This window comes from Bacillus sp. NPDC093026 (assembly GCF_044754665.1).
GTDB classification, from domain to species: domain Bacteria; phylum Bacillota; class Bacilli; order Bacillales; family Bacillaceae; genus Bacillus; species Bacillus maqinnsis.
In genome coordinates, this window is sequence record NZ_JBIVPN010000001.1 from 83,036 (window position 1) to 100,077 (window position 17,042).

The 17,042-nt window shown below is 40.8% G+C and carries 9 protein-coding genes; 4 read left to right on the top strand and 5 right to left on the bottom strand.

Features of this window, described 5'->3' with window-relative positions:
• Window positions 1–203 precede the first annotated feature (203 nt).
• The 3 genes from xylA (at window position 204) to ACIQCE_RS00485 (ending at window position 3,890) form a co-directional block, all read left to right on the top strand.
• Entirely contained in the window at window positions 204–1,541 is a 1,338-nt protein-coding gene (gene xylA / locus ACIQCE_RS00475) for a xylose isomerase (RefSeq protein WP_400493153.1), read from the top strand.
• A gap of 35 nt (window positions 1,542–1,576) precedes the next feature.
• On the top strand, window positions 1,577–3,067 hold the full coding sequence (gene xylB / locus ACIQCE_RS00480; protein WP_400493154.1) for a xylulokinase: 1,491 nt from the start codon (window positions 1,577–1,579) through the stop codon (window positions 3,065–3,067).
• 136 nt (window positions 3,068–3,203) lie between these two features.
• Window positions 3,204–3,890, top strand: a complete 687-nt coding sequence (locus ACIQCE_RS00485; RefSeq protein ID WP_400493155.1) for a glycoside hydrolase family 11 protein — start codon at window positions 3,204–3,206, stop codon at window positions 3,888–3,890.
• Between the two features lie 59 nt (window positions 3,891–3,949).
• On the opposite strand, the gene ACIQCE_RS00490 is transcribed toward ACIQCE_RS00485, so the two are convergent.
• From ACIQCE_RS00490 to gltC, 5 genes are all read right to left on the bottom strand, one after another.
• Window positions 3,950–5,992, bottom strand: coding sequence for a molybdopterin-containing oxidoreductase family protein (locus ACIQCE_RS00490; protein ID WP_400493156.1), 2,043 nt, complete (start codon window positions 5,990–5,992; stop codon window positions 3,950–3,952).
• 154 nt (window positions 5,993–6,146) lie between these two features.
• Complete coding sequence (locus ACIQCE_RS00495) at window positions 6,147–7,355, bottom strand: cytochrome P450 (RefSeq protein ID WP_400493157.1); 1,209 nt, start codon at window positions 7,353–7,355, stop codon at window positions 6,147–6,149.
• Between the two features lie 393 nt (window positions 7,356–7,748).
• On the bottom strand, window positions 7,749–9,578 hold the full coding sequence (locus ACIQCE_RS00500; RefSeq protein ID WP_400493158.1) for an ABC transporter ATP-binding protein: 1,830 nt from the start codon (window positions 9,576–9,578) through the stop codon (window positions 7,749–7,751).
• Window positions 9,575–11,308 carry an ABC transporter ATP-binding protein gene (locus ACIQCE_RS00505; RefSeq protein ID WP_400493159.1) on the bottom strand — a complete coding sequence of 578 codons (1,734 nt, stop codon included), beginning with the start codon at window positions 11,306–11,308 and terminating at the stop codon, window positions 9,575–9,577. The genes ACIQCE_RS00500 and ACIQCE_RS00505 overlap by 4 nt, the downstream gene beginning before the upstream one ends.
• A gap of 95 nt (window positions 11,309–11,403) precedes the next feature.
• A complete protein-coding gene (gene gltC / locus ACIQCE_RS00510; protein WP_400493160.1) occupies window positions 11,404–12,306 on the bottom strand; it encodes a glutamate biosynthesis transcriptional regulator GltC in 903 nt (300 codons plus the stop codon).
• Between the two features lie 152 nt (window positions 12,307–12,458).
• Here gltC and gltB point away from each other — a divergent pair, with 152 nt between their 5' ends.
• Window positions 12,459–17,030, top strand: coding sequence for a glutamate synthase large subunit (gltB, locus tag ACIQCE_RS00515; RefSeq protein WP_400493161.1), 4,572 nt, complete (start codon window positions 12,459–12,461; stop codon window positions 17,028–17,030).
• Window positions 17,031–17,042: the final 12 nt, after the last annotated feature.

The window sequence follows — 17,042 nt, forward strand, 5'->3', positions numbered from 1 at the left end:
TTCACTCCATTTGTTTCGTCTTTAAATTAAGTCAAATCAAAGTGCTTCTCTTCATTTCGTGAGAAGCGTGATGATATTTTTATTATAACGAAAATATTTCTGGAAAACTAAAAAATATTGAAAATTCAAAGAGATTTGATGCGCATACGGTTCATTTGTTTGTTGGGTCAACTTATTAAGTAAATTCATAGGAGGAACTTATGATGGTAAAACCAAACATGCATTTCTTAAACAAATTAGAAGGAATGAGCAAGATTTCATATGAAGGGAGACAATCAAGAAACCCACTTGCCTTTAAACATTATGATGCGAATGAAGTCATCGGCGGAAAAACAATGAAAGAACACTTACGTTTCTCTGTCGCTTATTGGCACACATTGACTGCTGATGGAACAGACATGTTTGGTGTTGGCACGATGCAAAGACCATGGAATTCTTACAGCGGAATGGACTTAGCAAAAGTGAGATTAGATGCAGCCTTTCAACTATTCGACATTTTGGATGTTCCATATTTTTCATTTCATGACCGAGATATTGCCCCAGAGGGGGATTCTTTACAAGAGACGAATCAACATTTGGATATCATTCTAAAAAGAATGAAGGAATACATGGAACATAGTCATGTAAAGCTATTGTGGAATACAGCTAACATGTTTACGAATCCTCGTTTTGTGCACGGCGCTGCAACTTCTTGTCATGCTGATGTGTTTGCATATGCTGCGGCGCAAGTAAAGAAAGGAATAGAAACAGCAAAAGAACTTGGAGCGGAAAATTATGTATTCTGGGGCGGTCGAGAGGGCTATGACACACTACTGAATACAGATTTGAAAAGAGAACTTGATCACATGGCAACATTTTTGCATATGGCTGTCGATTATGCAAAAGAAATTGGGTACACAGGTCAATTTTTAATTGAGCCAAAGCCGAAGGAGCCGACGACTCATCAATATGATACAGATGCAGCAACGACCATCGCCTTTTTAAAGCAATACGGATTAGATCCATATTTTAAATTAAACATTGAGGCCAATCATGCGACACTAGCCGGACATACGTTTGAGCATGAATTACGTCTAGCCAGAATTCACGGTCTGCTTGGGTCAGTTGATGCGAACCAAGGCAATACACTTCTAGGCTGGGACACAGACGAATTTCCGACTGATTTATATGCAACAACGCTGGCGATGTATGAAATCTTGCAAAACGGCGGTCTTGGAACGGGAGGGTTAAATTTTGATGCGAAAGTGAGAAGAGCTTCTTTTGAACTTGAAGATTTATTGTACGCCCATATTGCTGGAATGGATGCTTTTGCAAAAGGATTACGAGTGGCTCATAGGCTCATAGAAGATCGTGTGTTTGAAGATGTCATCAAGCACCGGTATCGAAGCTTTTCTGAAGGAATTGGCCGAGATATTTCAGAGGGCAAAGCAACCTTTCATACATTAGAAGAATATGCTTTGAAGCATCCGATCATTAGAAACGAATCTGGTCGAGAAGAACAACTGAAAGCACGATTAAATCAGTATATTTTAGAGGAATGATAGAATCTATGTTTTTGTCTTGAAGGAGTGAAAAAATGAAGTATGTGATTGGAATTGACCTTGGAACAAGTGGAGTAAAAGCGATATTAGTAGATCAATATGGAGAGATGTGCAGTGAAACATCTAAACGATATGCGCTGATTCAAAAAAAGCCGGGATATTGTGAGCAGCATCCTGATGATTGGGTAGAGCAGACCATCGCTGCTTTGAAAGAGCTGATGGCACAACACCCTGTTACAAATGAAGTAGAGGGCATCAGTTTTTCTGGGCAGATGCATGGTTTGGTTTTATTAGATGAAAACGAACAAGTGCTTCGTCCAGCTATATTGTGGAACGACACGAGAACAACAGACCAGTGCAAGCACATCACAAAGGAGCTAGGGGAGCAGTTACTAGATATCACAAGAAACCATGCTTTAGAAGGGTTTACATTGCCGAAAATGTTATGGGTGAAAGAGCATGAACCAGAAATTGATAAAAAAATTGACGTGTTTTTACTCCCAAAAGATTATGTCAGATTTCGTTTAACGGGCGCCATTCATACCGATTATTCTGATGCGGCAGGCACTTTACTATTAGACATAGGAAAGAAAAAGTGGAGTGATGACATCTGTCAGCAGTTTGATATCTCTCCTCATATTTGTCCGCCACTTGTATCATCCGAGACGGAAGTTGGAACTCTTTTGCCACATATTGCACGAGAGATTGGAATAGCGGAAGATGTGAAAGTATTTGCTGGAGGAGCAGATAATGCTTGTGGTGCAATCGGTGCGGGCATTTTGTCTTCAGGTCAAACATTATGCAGTATTGGAACATCCGGTGTCATTTTATCATATGAAGAGCAGCACGAAAGAGAATTACAAGGACATTTACATCTGTTTCATCATGCGAAGAAAAACGCTTTTTATACAATGGGCGTCACACTTTCAGCAGGATATAGTCTTGATTGGATCAAAGCCTTAGTGGCTCCAGATGAACCGTTTAGACAGCTACTTCAAGGTGTGGAACATGTACCGCCAGGAGCAAATGGATTATTATTTACGCCATATTTGGTTGGCGAAAGAACGCCTTATGCTGATTCCGTTATTCGAGGAAGTTTTATCGGATTAGACAGTCGGCATGAAAGAGTGCATTTAATCAGAGCAGTGCTAGAGGGGGTCACCTTTTCATTGAATGAATCGATTGTCTTATTTAGGCAGGCAGGGAAAAGAATCGATTCTATTGTGTCAATTGGTGGTGGGGCTAAAAGTGATACATGGCTTCAAATGCAGGCAAATATTTTTCAAGCGACAGTAACCAAGTTAGAAAATGAACAAGGTCCTGCTTTAGGAGCAGCAATGCTTGCAGCCGTTGGTTGTGGCTGGTTTGAGTCTCTTGAAGCATGTGCCGTTCAGTTTATACGTCAAGCAACCGCCTTTTATCCAAATAAAGAGCATGTCGATGAGTATGAACACCTATTTAGTTTATATCAGAGCATTTATACAAGAACAAGAGACATTCATATGGATTTAAAGCGTTATCGTTAAAGTCAAATCAAAAGGCAATGTGGTCGGTCAAAGCGGTGATATCACTGATCACTGATCATTATGAAAGGAGGTGACAGGTTCGTTTCATCACAGATATGACAAAACAAATACTGATGAAAAAGGAGAGGAGTTTGGAATGAATCAAAAAAAATTGAGGCTGTTTTTTGTGCTGTTGATTGGATTGACACTTTCACTGGCTGCCGTACCGGCTCATGCCATGACAATCACCAATAATCAAATGGGAAACCATAGTGGGTACGATTATGAGCTATGGAAGGATTATGGAAATACATCCATGACACTCAATAATGGCGGCGCATTTAGCGCGCAATGGAACAATATTGGAAATGCTTTGTTTCGAAAAGGGAAGAAATTTGATTCGACCAAAACTCATTATCAGCTCGGCAACATGTCCATTCAATACAATGCAAGCTTCAATCCGGGCGGGAATTCCTATTTGTGTGTCTATGGCTGGACACAATCACCATTAGTTGAATATTATATTGTTGATTCTTGGGGAACCTATCGTCCAACAGGAACGTTTAAGGGAACATTTTATGTGGATGGAGGCACGTATGACATTTATGAAACGACTCGTGTGAATCAGCCTTCAATTATCGGTATTGCTACCTTCAAGCAATATTGGAGTGTACGTCAAACAAAGCGTACAAGCGGGACTGTATCAGTTAGTCAGCATTTTAAAAAGTGGGAAAGCTTAGGCATGCCAATGGGGAAAATGTATGAAACAGCACTGACGGTAGAAGGCTATCAAAGTAACGGAAGTGCGAATGTCACAACCAATATTTTAAATATCGGACAATAAAAAAGAAAATATGGAGAAAGCCAACAGAGTTCACCGTCGTTTACACTGCTGGCTTTTTCTTATGATATTTTTTCAACCTCGACTCTACCAGAAAAGAAAGTGGCCCCTCCGCCCATATCTGCCAGCCGGTCAGGTGTTAATCCATTGACTAAATGTTTTTTGCCTTTTTGATCTGCCCATAATCCTTGACTGACCACAACTCCAGGTAATACATTGTCACCGACTGAAACTGTAAGTTCGCATTCTCCTCTATCATTATAGACACGAACTACCTCTCCATCTTCAATGTTTCTCTCCTGCGCATCTTTTTGATTCATATGAAGCTTCGGGAATTTCTCAAGCTTTTGATGCTTTTCATTAAGTGAAAAGGTTGAATTGAGAAAATTATGGTTTGGTCCAGGGATAAAGGTGAGTGGATAATCACTCTCCTTATATAATGGTATATAAGTTGGTAGCGCTGGATAGCCATCTTTTTTCATTTGCTCAGAATAAAGTTCTATTTTCCCACTTGGTGTTGGTAGCTTTAACTCTTGGAACAGACCACGTTTTGCTTTGATCCATTTTTTCTCTTTTAATGCTTGATATGAAATGTTTTCATAGTGCGGGTTTTCTGGATGATGTAGTGCTTGTTCCATTAATTCTGCATCTGTATGGCGGAAAGCTTCATCCTCAAAGCCCATGGCATGAGCAAGAAGACGAAACACCTCTGTATTTGATTTACTTTCGCCATATCGTTCAATGACTGGCTCTTGAATTTGAATATAATGGTGCCAATAAGAAGTATAGAAATCTTCGTTTTCAAATGAAGATGTCGCAGGGAGGACAATGTCTGCATATGTTGCTGTTTCTGTTAGGAACAAGTCATGTACAATGGTAAATAAGTCCTCTCTTAGCAAACCTTCTCTTACTTTATTGGCTTCAGGTGTGACAATGGCTGGATTACAGGAATACACAAAGATTGAATCAATAGAAGGTGTTGCATCCAGCAAAATGCTGCCTAGCTGATTCATATTAAATGTTCTAGGTGCTTTCTCTTTTAATAAATCTGGTCTTTGTAAAGCTGTTTCATTATAACTGAGGAAAGAAGAGTTTGATTTCGTGGCTCCGCCGCCTTGATGAAGCCATTGACCTGTTAGGGCAGGGAGGCAGGCAATCGTACGGATGTTCATTCCACCATTATCATGATGCTGCAAACCATTGCCAATTCGTATGAAAGATGGCGATGTATCGGCATACATTCTTGCAAGTGTGATGATATCTTCTTTCGGAACACCTGTGATCTGTTCAACCGTTTCTGGGTCGTACTCTTTCACATGCTCGCGCAATTCTTCGTAACCAACCGTATACGTTTCTAAAAAAGACGAATCTGTTCGACCTTCTTTAAACAGAACGTGCATCAGTCCAAGGGCGAGCGCACTGTCAGTGCCGGGACGAAGCGGAATGAACCAGTCGGCCATACGGCCCGTTTGATTTTTGTGAACATCAATGACGACAATTTTTGCCCCCTGTTTTCTCGCTTTTTGTGCCAAGGTGATTTGGTGCATGTTTGTCGAAACCGCATTGATTCCCCAAAATATAAAGAGCTTCGTATGAATTGTTTCCTCAGGATCTGTACCGATGCTTGCACCCATAGTATATTTATAACCAATTGTTCCCGCTGATTGACAAATGGTTCTGTCTAGCTGACTTGAACCGAGACGATAGAAAAAGCGGCGATCCATCCCTTCCGCATTGAGATTCCCCATGTTTCCATAGAAGCTGTAAGGCAGTATACTTTCTGCTCCTTTTTCTTCAATGATGCCTGTCCATTTTTGCCGAATGGTTTCAATGGCTTCTTCCCACGTGATGGGCGCAAACTGACCGTCTCCTTTTCGACCCACTCGTTTTAAAGGGGTTGTCAGACGCTTTGGATCATAAATGCGTGCTGTAATATTTCTTACTTTATTGCAGATGTTCCCTTGTGTCACCGGGTGGTCCGGATCACCTTGAACTTTGACGATCTTTCCATTTTCTTTATGTATTAAAAGACCGCACTGATCCGGGCAATCTAAAGAACAAACGGATTTGAATATCCCGTCTTTCATAACTGTATAATCGGTCATACGTTTTAGCTTCCTTTCCGAATACTGTAGTCGCTTTATATGGACTATATTTTAGCATGTTCACAGGAGGAAGGTAAGAAAGAGATCATCTATCTAAGCGAATGACTTGAAAGGAATAGGTGCTTCATATTAAAAAAGCTCTCTAGATGGGCTTTTACGAACGACCTTCAGAACGCAACACTTGAACTGGGAATTCTTTTACACCAAAAACAAAGGTGCTCTGAATGGGTTTGAGACTATCAGCAGTACATTTGAATTCTTTAAATGTGTTTAATAAAATTTCGATCGCAATGTTGCTCTCAAGTCTAGCAAGAGGTGTACCAAGACAGAAATGAATCCCAAAACCAAAGCTCATGTGTGGATTAGATTTTCGGTCAAGTCGAAATGTTTCTGGGTCTTCAAATTTCTGTTCATCCCGATTCGCAGAAGCAATCCAGCCGATGAGATAGTCTCCTTTTTGTATTTGCTGACCAGCTATTTCAACTTCCTGTGTTGCAATTCGGCCTATGGCTTGAACAGGTGGATAATAACGTAAGGTCTCCTCGGTTAATTGCGGAATCAAGGATGAATCTTCTCTCACTGCTTCGACGATATCAGGCTGCTCGGTGAGGAGTCTTACTGTATTTGTGATTAAATTGGTTGTCGTTTCATTCCCTGCGACAAGTAATAGAATACAAAAGCCAAGCAGCTCGTTTTCAGTTAACTGTTCACCGTCAATCTCTGCTTGAATCAGTAAAGAAATCAAATCATTTGCAGGGGCTTCTGTACGCTTTTGAATCAGATGTAAAAAGTAATCAGATAGTTCTTCTTCCGCCCGTTTTTGCATGTCGACGACGGCTTGAATAGCTTCTTGAGATTCGTCTTTCGCACCTGCAACAAGGGCATCTGAATGTTTCTTAATAAACTGTCGATCTTTTACCTCTGCGCCGAGCAACTCAGCGATGATCATGACAGGAAGGGGTGCAGCTAAATCATGCACAACATCAAATGTATGTTCATGCTCCACTTGTTTTAATAGATCATGCGAGAGGTCTTTGATCTTTTCCTCTAATTGTTTGATCGCTTTTGGTGTGAATGCTTTATTCACGAGTGCTCTCATCTTTGTATGTTTTGGAGGATCCATGGTTAAGATGCTCGTTTTTGAAGTGCTTCTTCCTCGCTGTGAGGAGAACAATTTCGGCTGTTTGAGAACAGATTGAATATCTGCATAGCGAAAGAGATCCCAGCACTTTCTTGTTTCATCGTATCTTATACCAGTCTGCGCACGTAACTCATTGTAAATAGGGAATGGGAACAGAAGGTCATCTGTGGATCGAATTTCTTTCATTGGAATGACATTGACATAGTTTTCTTTCACTTTCATTATGGACGCTCCTTTTTCGTATTACTTCACTTTCACGTTATCACCTGAAAAACACCATTTCAACGGACATGTTTTCTAAAATATGTCAATAGTCTAATTGAAACATTCAAACGAATTTATTTAATAGGAAAAAAGAAAGTGATAAAAATGATAACGCTTACTAAACAATAGAATTGAAGTCACCGGAACTAGAATAAAATGAAGAGTTTAGTCGAATGAAAGGGTCAGTTGCCTTTGTCTGGAGACGGGCAGATGAGTCAGTAAACAAAATGAAATGATGGTAAGAACAACTCATGTTCATCTTGTCACACTCTTTCTCTTAAGAAGAGTATAAAAAATAGAAAAAAGGATAGAAACGCACACTTTTCATGTGTTTCTATCCTTTTCATTTATTTAACTCACATGATGTTCTGCAAACTGGCTCATATATAACTCCTTATAAAAGCCGTTTTGTTGCAATAGCTCGCTGTGAGTGCCTTTTTCAATAATCGTCCCGTCTTTCATGACTAAAATGAGATCGGCGTCTTTGATCGTCGATAGTCTGTGTGCAATCACGAAGCTCGTTCTGCCTTTCATCAGTTCGTTCATTGCCTTTTGAATATGCATCTCTGTTCGTGTATCCACACTGCTCGTGGCCTCATCTAAAATAAGAATTTTTGGATCAGATAAGATTGCACGGGCAATGGTTAAAAGCTGACGTTGACCTTGTGAAAGGTTGCCAGCATCTTCCGTTAAGAGTGTGTCATATCCTTCAGGGAGCGTACGGATGAAATCATCTGCATAGGCATGTTTCGCAGCGTTAATGACATCTTCTTTCGTCACATGCTGCCTGCCATATGCAATGTTATCGTAAATCGTGCCTTCAAAAAGCCACGTATCTTGAAGAACCATTGCAAATAATTCGCGGACTTGCTCACGGCTGAGATCTGTTGTTTTTACTCCGCCAATGCGAATAGAGCCCTCATCTAATTCATAAAAACGCATTAACAAGTTAATAATCGTTGTTTTTCCTGCACCTGTTGGTCCTACAATAGCAACCGTTTGCCCTTCATTCACATGCAAGCTCAAGTTTTTAATAATCGGATGATCCTGATCATATCCGAATTGCACTTGTTCAAAGGTCACATCGCCTGTTAGCGATTGAAGATCAATAGACGCTTGCTCTTCGGCACTTTCTTCTTCTTCATCGAGAATTTCAAATACTCTTTCGGCAGAAGCAATGGCTGATTGAACTAAGTTTGCGACACTAGATGCTTGAACAAGCGGCTGTGACATTTGTTGCGTGTATTGGATAAAGGCTTGAACATCCCCAACACGAATGCTGCCATTAATGACAAGAATCCCGCCTGCAACACTCACTGCGACATAGCCAAGGTTCCCAATAAACGTCATCATCGGCATCATAAGACCGGATATGAATTGAGCTTTTCTTGAAGATTCATACAGCCGTTCGTTTAATTGGTCAAATGTATCAATGGCTTTCTTTTCATACCCATATGCACGGACCGTCTGATGTCCTGTAAACATTTCATTAATGTGGCCGTTGATCATACCCAGCTCTTTTTGCTGCGCTTTAAAATGCTTTTGAGAAAATGACGTAATACCTCGAATCGCAATTAGGCTTAGTGGCAGCGTCAAACAAACGAGAAGGGTTAAAAACGGACTGATGAAAAGCATCATGACAACAATACCAATCACTGTAATAACAGAAGTGATCACCTGAGTGAGCGCTTGTTGAAGTGATGTATTAATGTTATCAATATCATTCATCACACGGCTTAGTGTGTCCCCATGAGTTGTTTTATCAAAATAACGAAGGGGGAGACGTGTGAGCTTTTCATTTGCTTCGTGTCGTAATTCGGCAATGGTTTCTTGGGATACACCAGCCATGACATATTGTTGGACAAATGAAAAGAGAGCAGCGACGACATACAACAAGAGGAGCAACAATAAAATTCGAGAAATGACATCGTATTGAACGGCTGTTTTTTGTGTAAAACTTTCAAATAGGGAAGAGGTGGCATCCCCGAGTAATTTTGGACTAATTACGTTAAAGACGGTCGAACCGATTGCCGCAATCAGTACAATGATGAGCTGGAATTTTCTTGGTTTTAAATAGCCGGCCAATCGCAGGAGTGTTTTTTTAAATTCCTTCGGCTTTGCTACCGGCCCTCTAGGGTGACCGCCTTTATGACCCATCCCGGAAGACATTTTTTTACTCATCCTTGCTGCACCTCCTGACTTCCTTGTGAAGCGACAATCTCTTGATACACGAGATTCTCTTGAATTAATTGTTCATGCGTCCCAATTCCAGCGATTTTCCCTTCATCTAGCACAATGATTTTGTCACTATGTTTCACTGTGCTAATTCTTTGAGCGACAATGATCAGGGCAGAATACTGTTTTTCAGATTCTAACGCTTTCCGAAGCTTGGCATCTGTTTTGTAATCGAGAGCAGAGAAGCTATCGTCAAACAGGTAGAATGCAGGCTTTCTGACGAGTGCTCTTGCAATCGAAAGCCGCTGCTTTTGACCACCAGATAGATTTGATCCACCTTGGTCAATCTCTGCATCGATTCCGCCATCTTTTTGTAAAACAAATTCTTCAGCCTGTGCAGTGCGTAGTGCTTGCCAAATCTCTTCCTCGCTTGCATCCTGGTTACCGAAGCGAACATTATCAGCAATGCTTCCACTGAATAATACGGCTTTTTGCGGAACATAGCCCATTTGACTTCTCAGTATCTCCTGAGGGATTTCTCGGATGTCTACACCATCTAGTGTAATTCGTCCCTCTGTGGCTTCGTAAAAGCGAGTCATGAGTTGAAGAAGGGTTGTTTTCCCTGAACCCGTACTTCCAATAATAGCTGTCGTTTCACCAATTTTGGCTTCAAACGTAATTCCTTGAACCGCTGGCTTTTCAGCGTTTGAGTAATAAAATGTCACATCCTCAAAGCGAATAGACTTTATCGGTTGATCAAGGTGAGGAAACGGTTGATCTGCGTCTTGAATCTTTGGCTCCATGTTCAACACTTCGTTCATGCGTTTAGCTGATGCCTGTGCCCTTGGGACCATAATAAAACTCATAGATAGCATAATCAGTGCCATTAAAATCATCATGGCATATTGAATAAAAGCAATTAAATTTCCCACTTCCATTTGCCCAGCATCAATGCGATTTGCGCCAATCCACACAATTCCAATATTCGTAAAGTTCATGATGATGAGCATAAATGGGAACAAATAGGCCATTAACCGATTGACCTTGAGGCCAGTGTCCTTATAGGATGTATTGGCTTCTTGAAAGCGTTCCTTTTCGTCATCAACTCGGTTAAATGCGCGAATGACCCGAATGCCTGAAAGAGATTCTCTCATTATTAAATTTAAGCGGTCTGTTTTTTTCTGGAGCAGACCAAATAGTGGAATGGCTTTTCTTGAAACCAAATAGATAAACCCGCCAAGAAGAGGAAGGGCTGCTAAAAAGATAATCGATAAGACAGCGTCTCTTGAGACAGCTAAAATAATCCCACCGACAAGCATAAGAGGGGCTCTCGTCATCATTTGTAAGATCATAATTGTCACATCTTGTACTTGCTTCACATCATTAGTCGATCTAGTAATGAATGAAGACGTACCGATCTTTTGAAATTCTTCTAACGAAAATTGTTCAACATGGACAAAAAGCTGTCTTCTGATATCACGACCGAAACCTAGCGCAGTCTTTGATGAAAGATAGGACTTCAAGACAGTGAGTAAGATCGCAAGTAAAGAACAGGCGATCATCCAGCCGCCAACTTTCCATATATAAGTGATGTCTCCTTGGACGATACCAACATCCACTATATCTGCAGTCAGTGTTGGTAAATATAACTGGAGCATACTACTTAAAAAGGTCAGGATGACAATGGACACAACGGATAGCCGATAAGGCTTTAAAAACGACAAGATTGATTTCATACGATTACCTTTCTTTCATTATAGTCTGTTGTTCTGTCACTCATCATATACAAAAAGAGATTATTTCTACAAATGAATTGTCTTGTTTTAATGAATTATTTATATTGTTCAATTTTTGAAAAGAAATCCTTCACGAAAAAATAGAAATCATGTGCAGAAGGAGACATCTCTCTTGCTTTAGAAGCAATAATCCCAACCGTTCTTCGTACATGAGGAAAATCAATTGGAATTTTCACCGTAAACCTCGGTGTTGTTTCATAAAAGGCACTTTCGGGTAATAAGGTAACACCCATCCCAGCTGATACTAAACCTTTAATTGCATCCAAATCCTCACCTTCTGACGATATAGTCGGCTCATATCCAGCCTGCTTGCATGCATCGACCGCAATTTGTCTCAGCACGTACCCTTCAGGAAATAAAACGAAATGATCTTTTCTCAAATCACTTAAATGAATACTGCTTTGTCCGCTAAAAGGATGACTAATAGGCAAGAGTGCGTAAATGCTTTCTGAAAACAGAATATTACCTTCTATTTGAGGATCATTCGTCGGTACAGGTCCTAAAAAGGCGAGATCAATATCTCGATTTTTTACAGCGTCAATTAAAAATTTATATGAACCTTGACGAAGTAAAAAATCGACCTCTGGATATTCCTGCTTAAAAGCAGAAATGACAGAAGGAAGCACCTGGCTTGCAAGACTTGTAGGAAATCCAATGTTTACTGTTCCTTTATGTGGATTTAGGTATTCATCAACTTGTTCCTTTGCATAATCAATTGCCTTTAATGCAGTTCTGACATGATCTAAAAATTGTCTGCCGATTTTCGTTAATTTAATATTACGTCCTTCTCGTTCAAACAAGGCGACTCCGAGTTCTTCTTCTAAATTGGCAATCTGGCGGCTGATAGCAGATTGCGCGACGTGTAAGTTTTCTGCTGCTTCTGACACGTGTTCACGGTCAGCAACTTCTACAAAATAACGTAACTGACGAAGCTCCATTTTTGCAGTTCACACCCATCTATCTCAAAAAGAGATTGTTTTGATCTAAATTATATATTGTTTATATCAATTTGAAAACTTAAAATAAGTTACAGAGTTTGTGAGATTTTATCACTGTGAAAAAACGGATCTTTAAACGGGGGAGAGAAACGATGACTTATAATCAACTACCACAATCACAAGGTCTCTACCGTCCTGAATTTGAACATGATGCATGTGGAATCGGACTGTACGCCCATTTAAAAGGGAAGGCGACACATAGCATCGTCAAAAAGGGATTACAAATGCTGTGCCAGCTCGATCACCGCGGCGGGCAAGGCAGTGATCCGTATACAGGTGATGGTGCCGGTTTAATGGTACAACTGCCAGATGCTTTCTTTAGAAAGAACTGCAAAGAATTTGCACTTCCTGAAAAGGGTCGTTACGGGGTAGGAATGGTCTTCTTTTCAAAAGATGATGATGAAAAAACTCGGCAAGCCATCGAACAGAAAATCAACGGATTCATTAAACAAGAAGGGCAAACGTTAATTGGCTGGAGGACGGTTCCTGTCGATGCTGGGAAAATCGGTACTGTCGCAGCGAAAAGCTGTCCGGTTGTAAGGCAAGTGTTTATTGGAGCAAATGAAAACGTATCAGATCGTTTGTCATTTGAAAGAAAATTATATGTCATTCGTAAGCAGGCTGAAAATTGGGGAATCAAAGAAGAAAAGCAATTTTACTTTGTCAGCCTATCAAGTCAAACCATTGTATACAAGGGGCTTTTAACATCAGATCAAGTCGATGATTTTTATCTTGATCTTCAGGATGAAACATTTGTCTCTGCATTTTCACTTGTTCATTCCAGATTTAGTACAAACACATTTCCTACATGGGAAAGAGCCCATCCAAACCGTTATTTAATTCATAACGGAGAAATTAACACTTTACGAGGAAACATCAATTGGATGAGAGCGAGAGAACAACAATTCGTGTCTGAAGCTTTCGGAGAAGATCTAGACAAGATTTTGCCAGTGCTAAATGCAGACGGAAGTGATTCATCCATATTAGATAATGCCTTTGAATTCTTTGTGCTTGCTGGCCGTACACCTGCTCATGCAGCAATGATGCTGATTCCAGAACCATGGACAGAAAATACACACATGTCAAAAGAGAAACGAGCATTTTACGAATATCATAGTTCTTTAATGGAGCCGTGGGATGGACCAACGGCCATTTCTTTTACAGATGGTAAACAAATTGGGGCCATCTTAGACCGTAACGGATTAAGACCGGCAAGATATTACGTCACAAATGACGATCATATCATTTTTTCTTCAGAAGTAGGCGTGATTGAAACAAATGAGGAAGATGTGAAATATAAAGATCGTCTTGAGCCTGGAAAAATGCTTTTAATCGATCTAGAAGAAGGAAGAATTATTTCTGATGAAGAAGTGAAGTCCACCATTGCCAATGAGCTTCCTTATCAAAAATGGCTTGATGAAGAGATGATTCATGTCAATCCAACAGAAGAAAATTCAGAAAATTCTAGTATAATGAATGATCTGCTAGCTCGTCAGCGCGCTTTCCATTATACGTACGAAGACATTCAGAAGTATTTAATTCCTTTATTGGAGGAAGGCAAGGATCCAATCGGTTCAATGGGAAGTGACACACCACTTGCGGTTTTATCAGATCAGCCGCAATCACTATTCAACTATTTCAAGCAGCTGTTTGCACAGGTGACCAACCCACCGATTGATGCGATCCGTGAGCAGCTTGTGACATCAACCATGACATGGTTAGGTGCAGAGGGGAATATTCTTCACCCGAATGAATATTCATGCCGTAGAATCAAACTTTATACACCTGTCTTAACAAGCGGGCAATTTAACGGGTTGAAAACAATCGTTCATAATGCTTTTAAAAGTAAAACGATTCATACACTTTTTACAAATGATTTAAAGCGCGGGCTTGATACGATGTTTGAAGAGGCGGAAAAAGCCATTCGTGAAGGGGTTTCCTTATTGATTCTATCAGATCGCGAGATGACAGAACAAAAGGTTCCGATTCCATCACTTCTTGCTTTAAGTGCTCTTCATCAACATCTTGTACGTCGAGGCTTAAGAACGAAAGTGAGCCTCATCGTCGAGTCTGGAGAAGTAAGAGAGGTCCATCATTTCGCCGCACTGATTGGCTACGGAGCAGATGCGATCCATCCTTATTTAGTCTATGAAACATATAAGCAACTCATTGATGAAGAAGTGATTTCCATCAGCTTTGATGAAGCGGTCACAAGGTTTGGGAAAAGCGTGACCGAGGGAGTTGTAAAAGTCATGTCTAAAGTGGGTATTTCCACTGTACAGAGTTATAGAGGTGCACAAATTTTTGAAGCAGTCGGCATTAGTGAAGATGTCATTCAAGCATATTTCACTGGAACAGCTTCACAGATTGGCGGAATTGATCTCGACACAATCGCTAGTGAAGCAAAGCTTCGCCATCAAGCGGGTTATCAGGCTTCTACTGATCAAACGCTAGAATCAGGAAGTGAATTCCAATGGAGAAAAAATGGGGAACATCATGCCTTTAATCCAAAAACAATTCATACTCTTCAATGGGCATGCCGTAAAAATGATTATGACCTATTCAAACAATATTCAAAGGCAGCAGACGAAGAAAGAATCGGGTTCTTAAGAAACCTGTTCGCTTTTACTCCAAAACAAAAGCCGGTTCCTCTAGAAGAGGTTGAATCTGCTGAATCTATTGTGCGCCGCTTTAAGACAGGGGCCATGTCCTTCGGATCCTTAAGTAAGGAAGCACATGAGGCACTTGCTATTGCAATGAACCGCATTGGTGGTAAAAGTAACAGCGGGGAAGGCGGAGAAGACCCTGCACGTTTCACAGTCGATGAACAAGGTAACGATCGCAGAAGCTCCATTAAACAAATTGCCTCAGGTCGCTTTGGAGTAAAGAGTCATTACTTGGTTAATGCAGATGAACTGCAAATTAAAATGGCACAAGGCGCAAAGCCAGGGGAAGGCGGTCAGCTCCCTGGAAATAAAGTGTATCCTTGGGTGGCAGATGTACGTGGTTCTACACCAGGTGTCGGTCTGATTTCACCGCCTCCACATCATGATATTTATTCAATTGAGGATTTGGCTCAGCTCATTCACGATTTGAAAAATGCAAACCGTGATGCCCGCATTAGTGTGAAGCTAGTCTCTAAAGCTGGGGTCGGAACGATTGCAGCAGGTGTGGCAAAAGGCACTGCAGATGTCATTGTGATCAGTGGTTATGACGGAGGAACTGGTGCTTCGCCAAAAACAAGTATTAAACATACTGGACTTCCTTGGGAGCTCGGTTTGGCAGAAGCACATCAAACACTCGTCTTAAACGGCTTGCGTGAGCGAGTGGTACTAGAAACCGATGGAAAATTAATGACTGGCCGCGATGTCGTCATGGCTGCGATTTTAGGAGCAGAAGAATACGGTTTTGCAACAGCACCACTTGTCGTCCTAGGCTGTGTGATGATGAGAGCATGTCATTTAGATACTTGTCCAGTAGGCGTTGCTACACAAAATCCAGAACTTCGCAAGAAATTCATGGGTGATCCCGATCATGTTGTGAACTTCATGATGTTTATTGCAGAGGAAGTCAGAGAAATCTTAGCAGAACTTGGGTTTACATCAATGGATGAATTAATTGGGCGTACCGATGTTTTAGCTATTAGTGATCGCGCGAAAGCTCACTGGAAAGCAAAGCAGCTCAACTTGGATACATTGCTTTATCAACCAGAAGGGGCTCGAACATTCAGAACACCGCAAAATCACAAAATTGATGAATCACTCGATATGAATGAGATTCTTCCTTATGTGCAGGAAGCGCTGAATCATCAAACACCGGTTGATCTATCACTCAAAATTCGAAATATCAATCGTGTCGCTGGAACCATTACAGGCAGCGAGGTATCTAAACGCTACGGCGAAGAAGGATTGCCTGAAGATACGATCACCCTTCGTTTCACTGGCTCAGCAGGGCAAAGCTTTGGCGCATTTGTTCCAAAAGGGATGTCTTTATATTTAACTGGTGATGCCAATGATTATGTCGGCAAAGGACTCTCCGGAGGAAAAATTGCTGTCAAAACATCTGATCAATTCGTGCAAAACGGACATGAAAATGTCATAGTCGGCAACGTTGCATTTTACGGTGCGACAAGCGGCAAAGCGTATATCAATGGACGTGCAGGTGAACGATTTGCCGTTCGTAATTCAGGTGTGAATGTTGTCGTTGAAGGTATCGGCGATCATGGCTGTGAGTACATGACTGGCGGACGTGTCGTCATTTTAGGCAGTGTTGGGAAGAACTTTGGTGCAGGGATGTCTGGCGGTGTTGCTTACGTGTATACGTCAGATGCGAAGCAGTTCAAAAGAATGTGTAATTTGGAAATGATCATGTTTGAAAAACTCACAGATCATAAAGAAGAACTAGAAGTAAAACAAATGATTAAGGAGCATCTTGACTATACAAACAGTTCAAAAGCTTCTCAGCTTTTAGAAAACTGGGATAAAGAAAAGAATCAATTCATCAAAATCATTCCGACAAATTACAAAAGGATGCTTCAAAGCATTGAAGAACAAAAGCAAGCTGGTCTCAGTCATGAAGAAGCTGTCATGTTCGCATTTGAGGCAAATACAAAACCAAAAAATAAAGACACGGCAAACGGGCAAACAGCAGCCCTTGCTCATTAAGAAAGGGGAGAG

Coding starts and splice junctions, on each gene's coding strand:
- gltB (WP_400493161.1), top strand. CDS start 12,459: ATGACTTATAATCAACTACCACAATCACAAGGTCTCTACCGTCCTGAA.
- xylB (WP_400493154.1), top strand. CDS start 1,577: ATGAAGTATGTGATTGGAATTGACCTTGGAACAAGTGGAGTAAAAGCG.
- ACIQCE_RS00505 (WP_400493159.1), bottom strand. CDS start 11,308: ATGAAATCAATCTTGTCGTTTTTAAAGCCTTATCGGCTATCCGTTGTG.
- ACIQCE_RS00495 (WP_400493157.1), bottom strand. CDS start 7,355: ATGAAAGTGAAAGAAAACTATGTCAATGTCATTCCAATGAAAGAAATT.
- gltC (WP_400493160.1), bottom strand. CDS start 12,306: ATGGAGCTTCGTCAGTTACGTTATTTTGTAGAAGTTGCTGACCGTGAA.
- ACIQCE_RS00500 (WP_400493158.1), bottom strand. CDS start 9,578: ATGAGTAAAAAAATGTCTTCCGGGATGGGTCATAAAGGCGGTCACCCT.
- ACIQCE_RS00485 (WP_400493155.1), top strand. CDS start 3,204: ATGAATCAAAAAAAATTGAGGCTGTTTTTTGTGCTGTTGATTGGATTG.
- ACIQCE_RS00490 (WP_400493156.1), bottom strand. CDS start 5,992: ATGACCGATTATACAGTTATGAAAGACGGGATATTCAAATCCGTTTGT.
- xylA (WP_400493153.1), top strand. CDS start 204: ATGGTAAAACCAAACATGCATTTCTTAAACAAATTAGAAGGAATGAGC.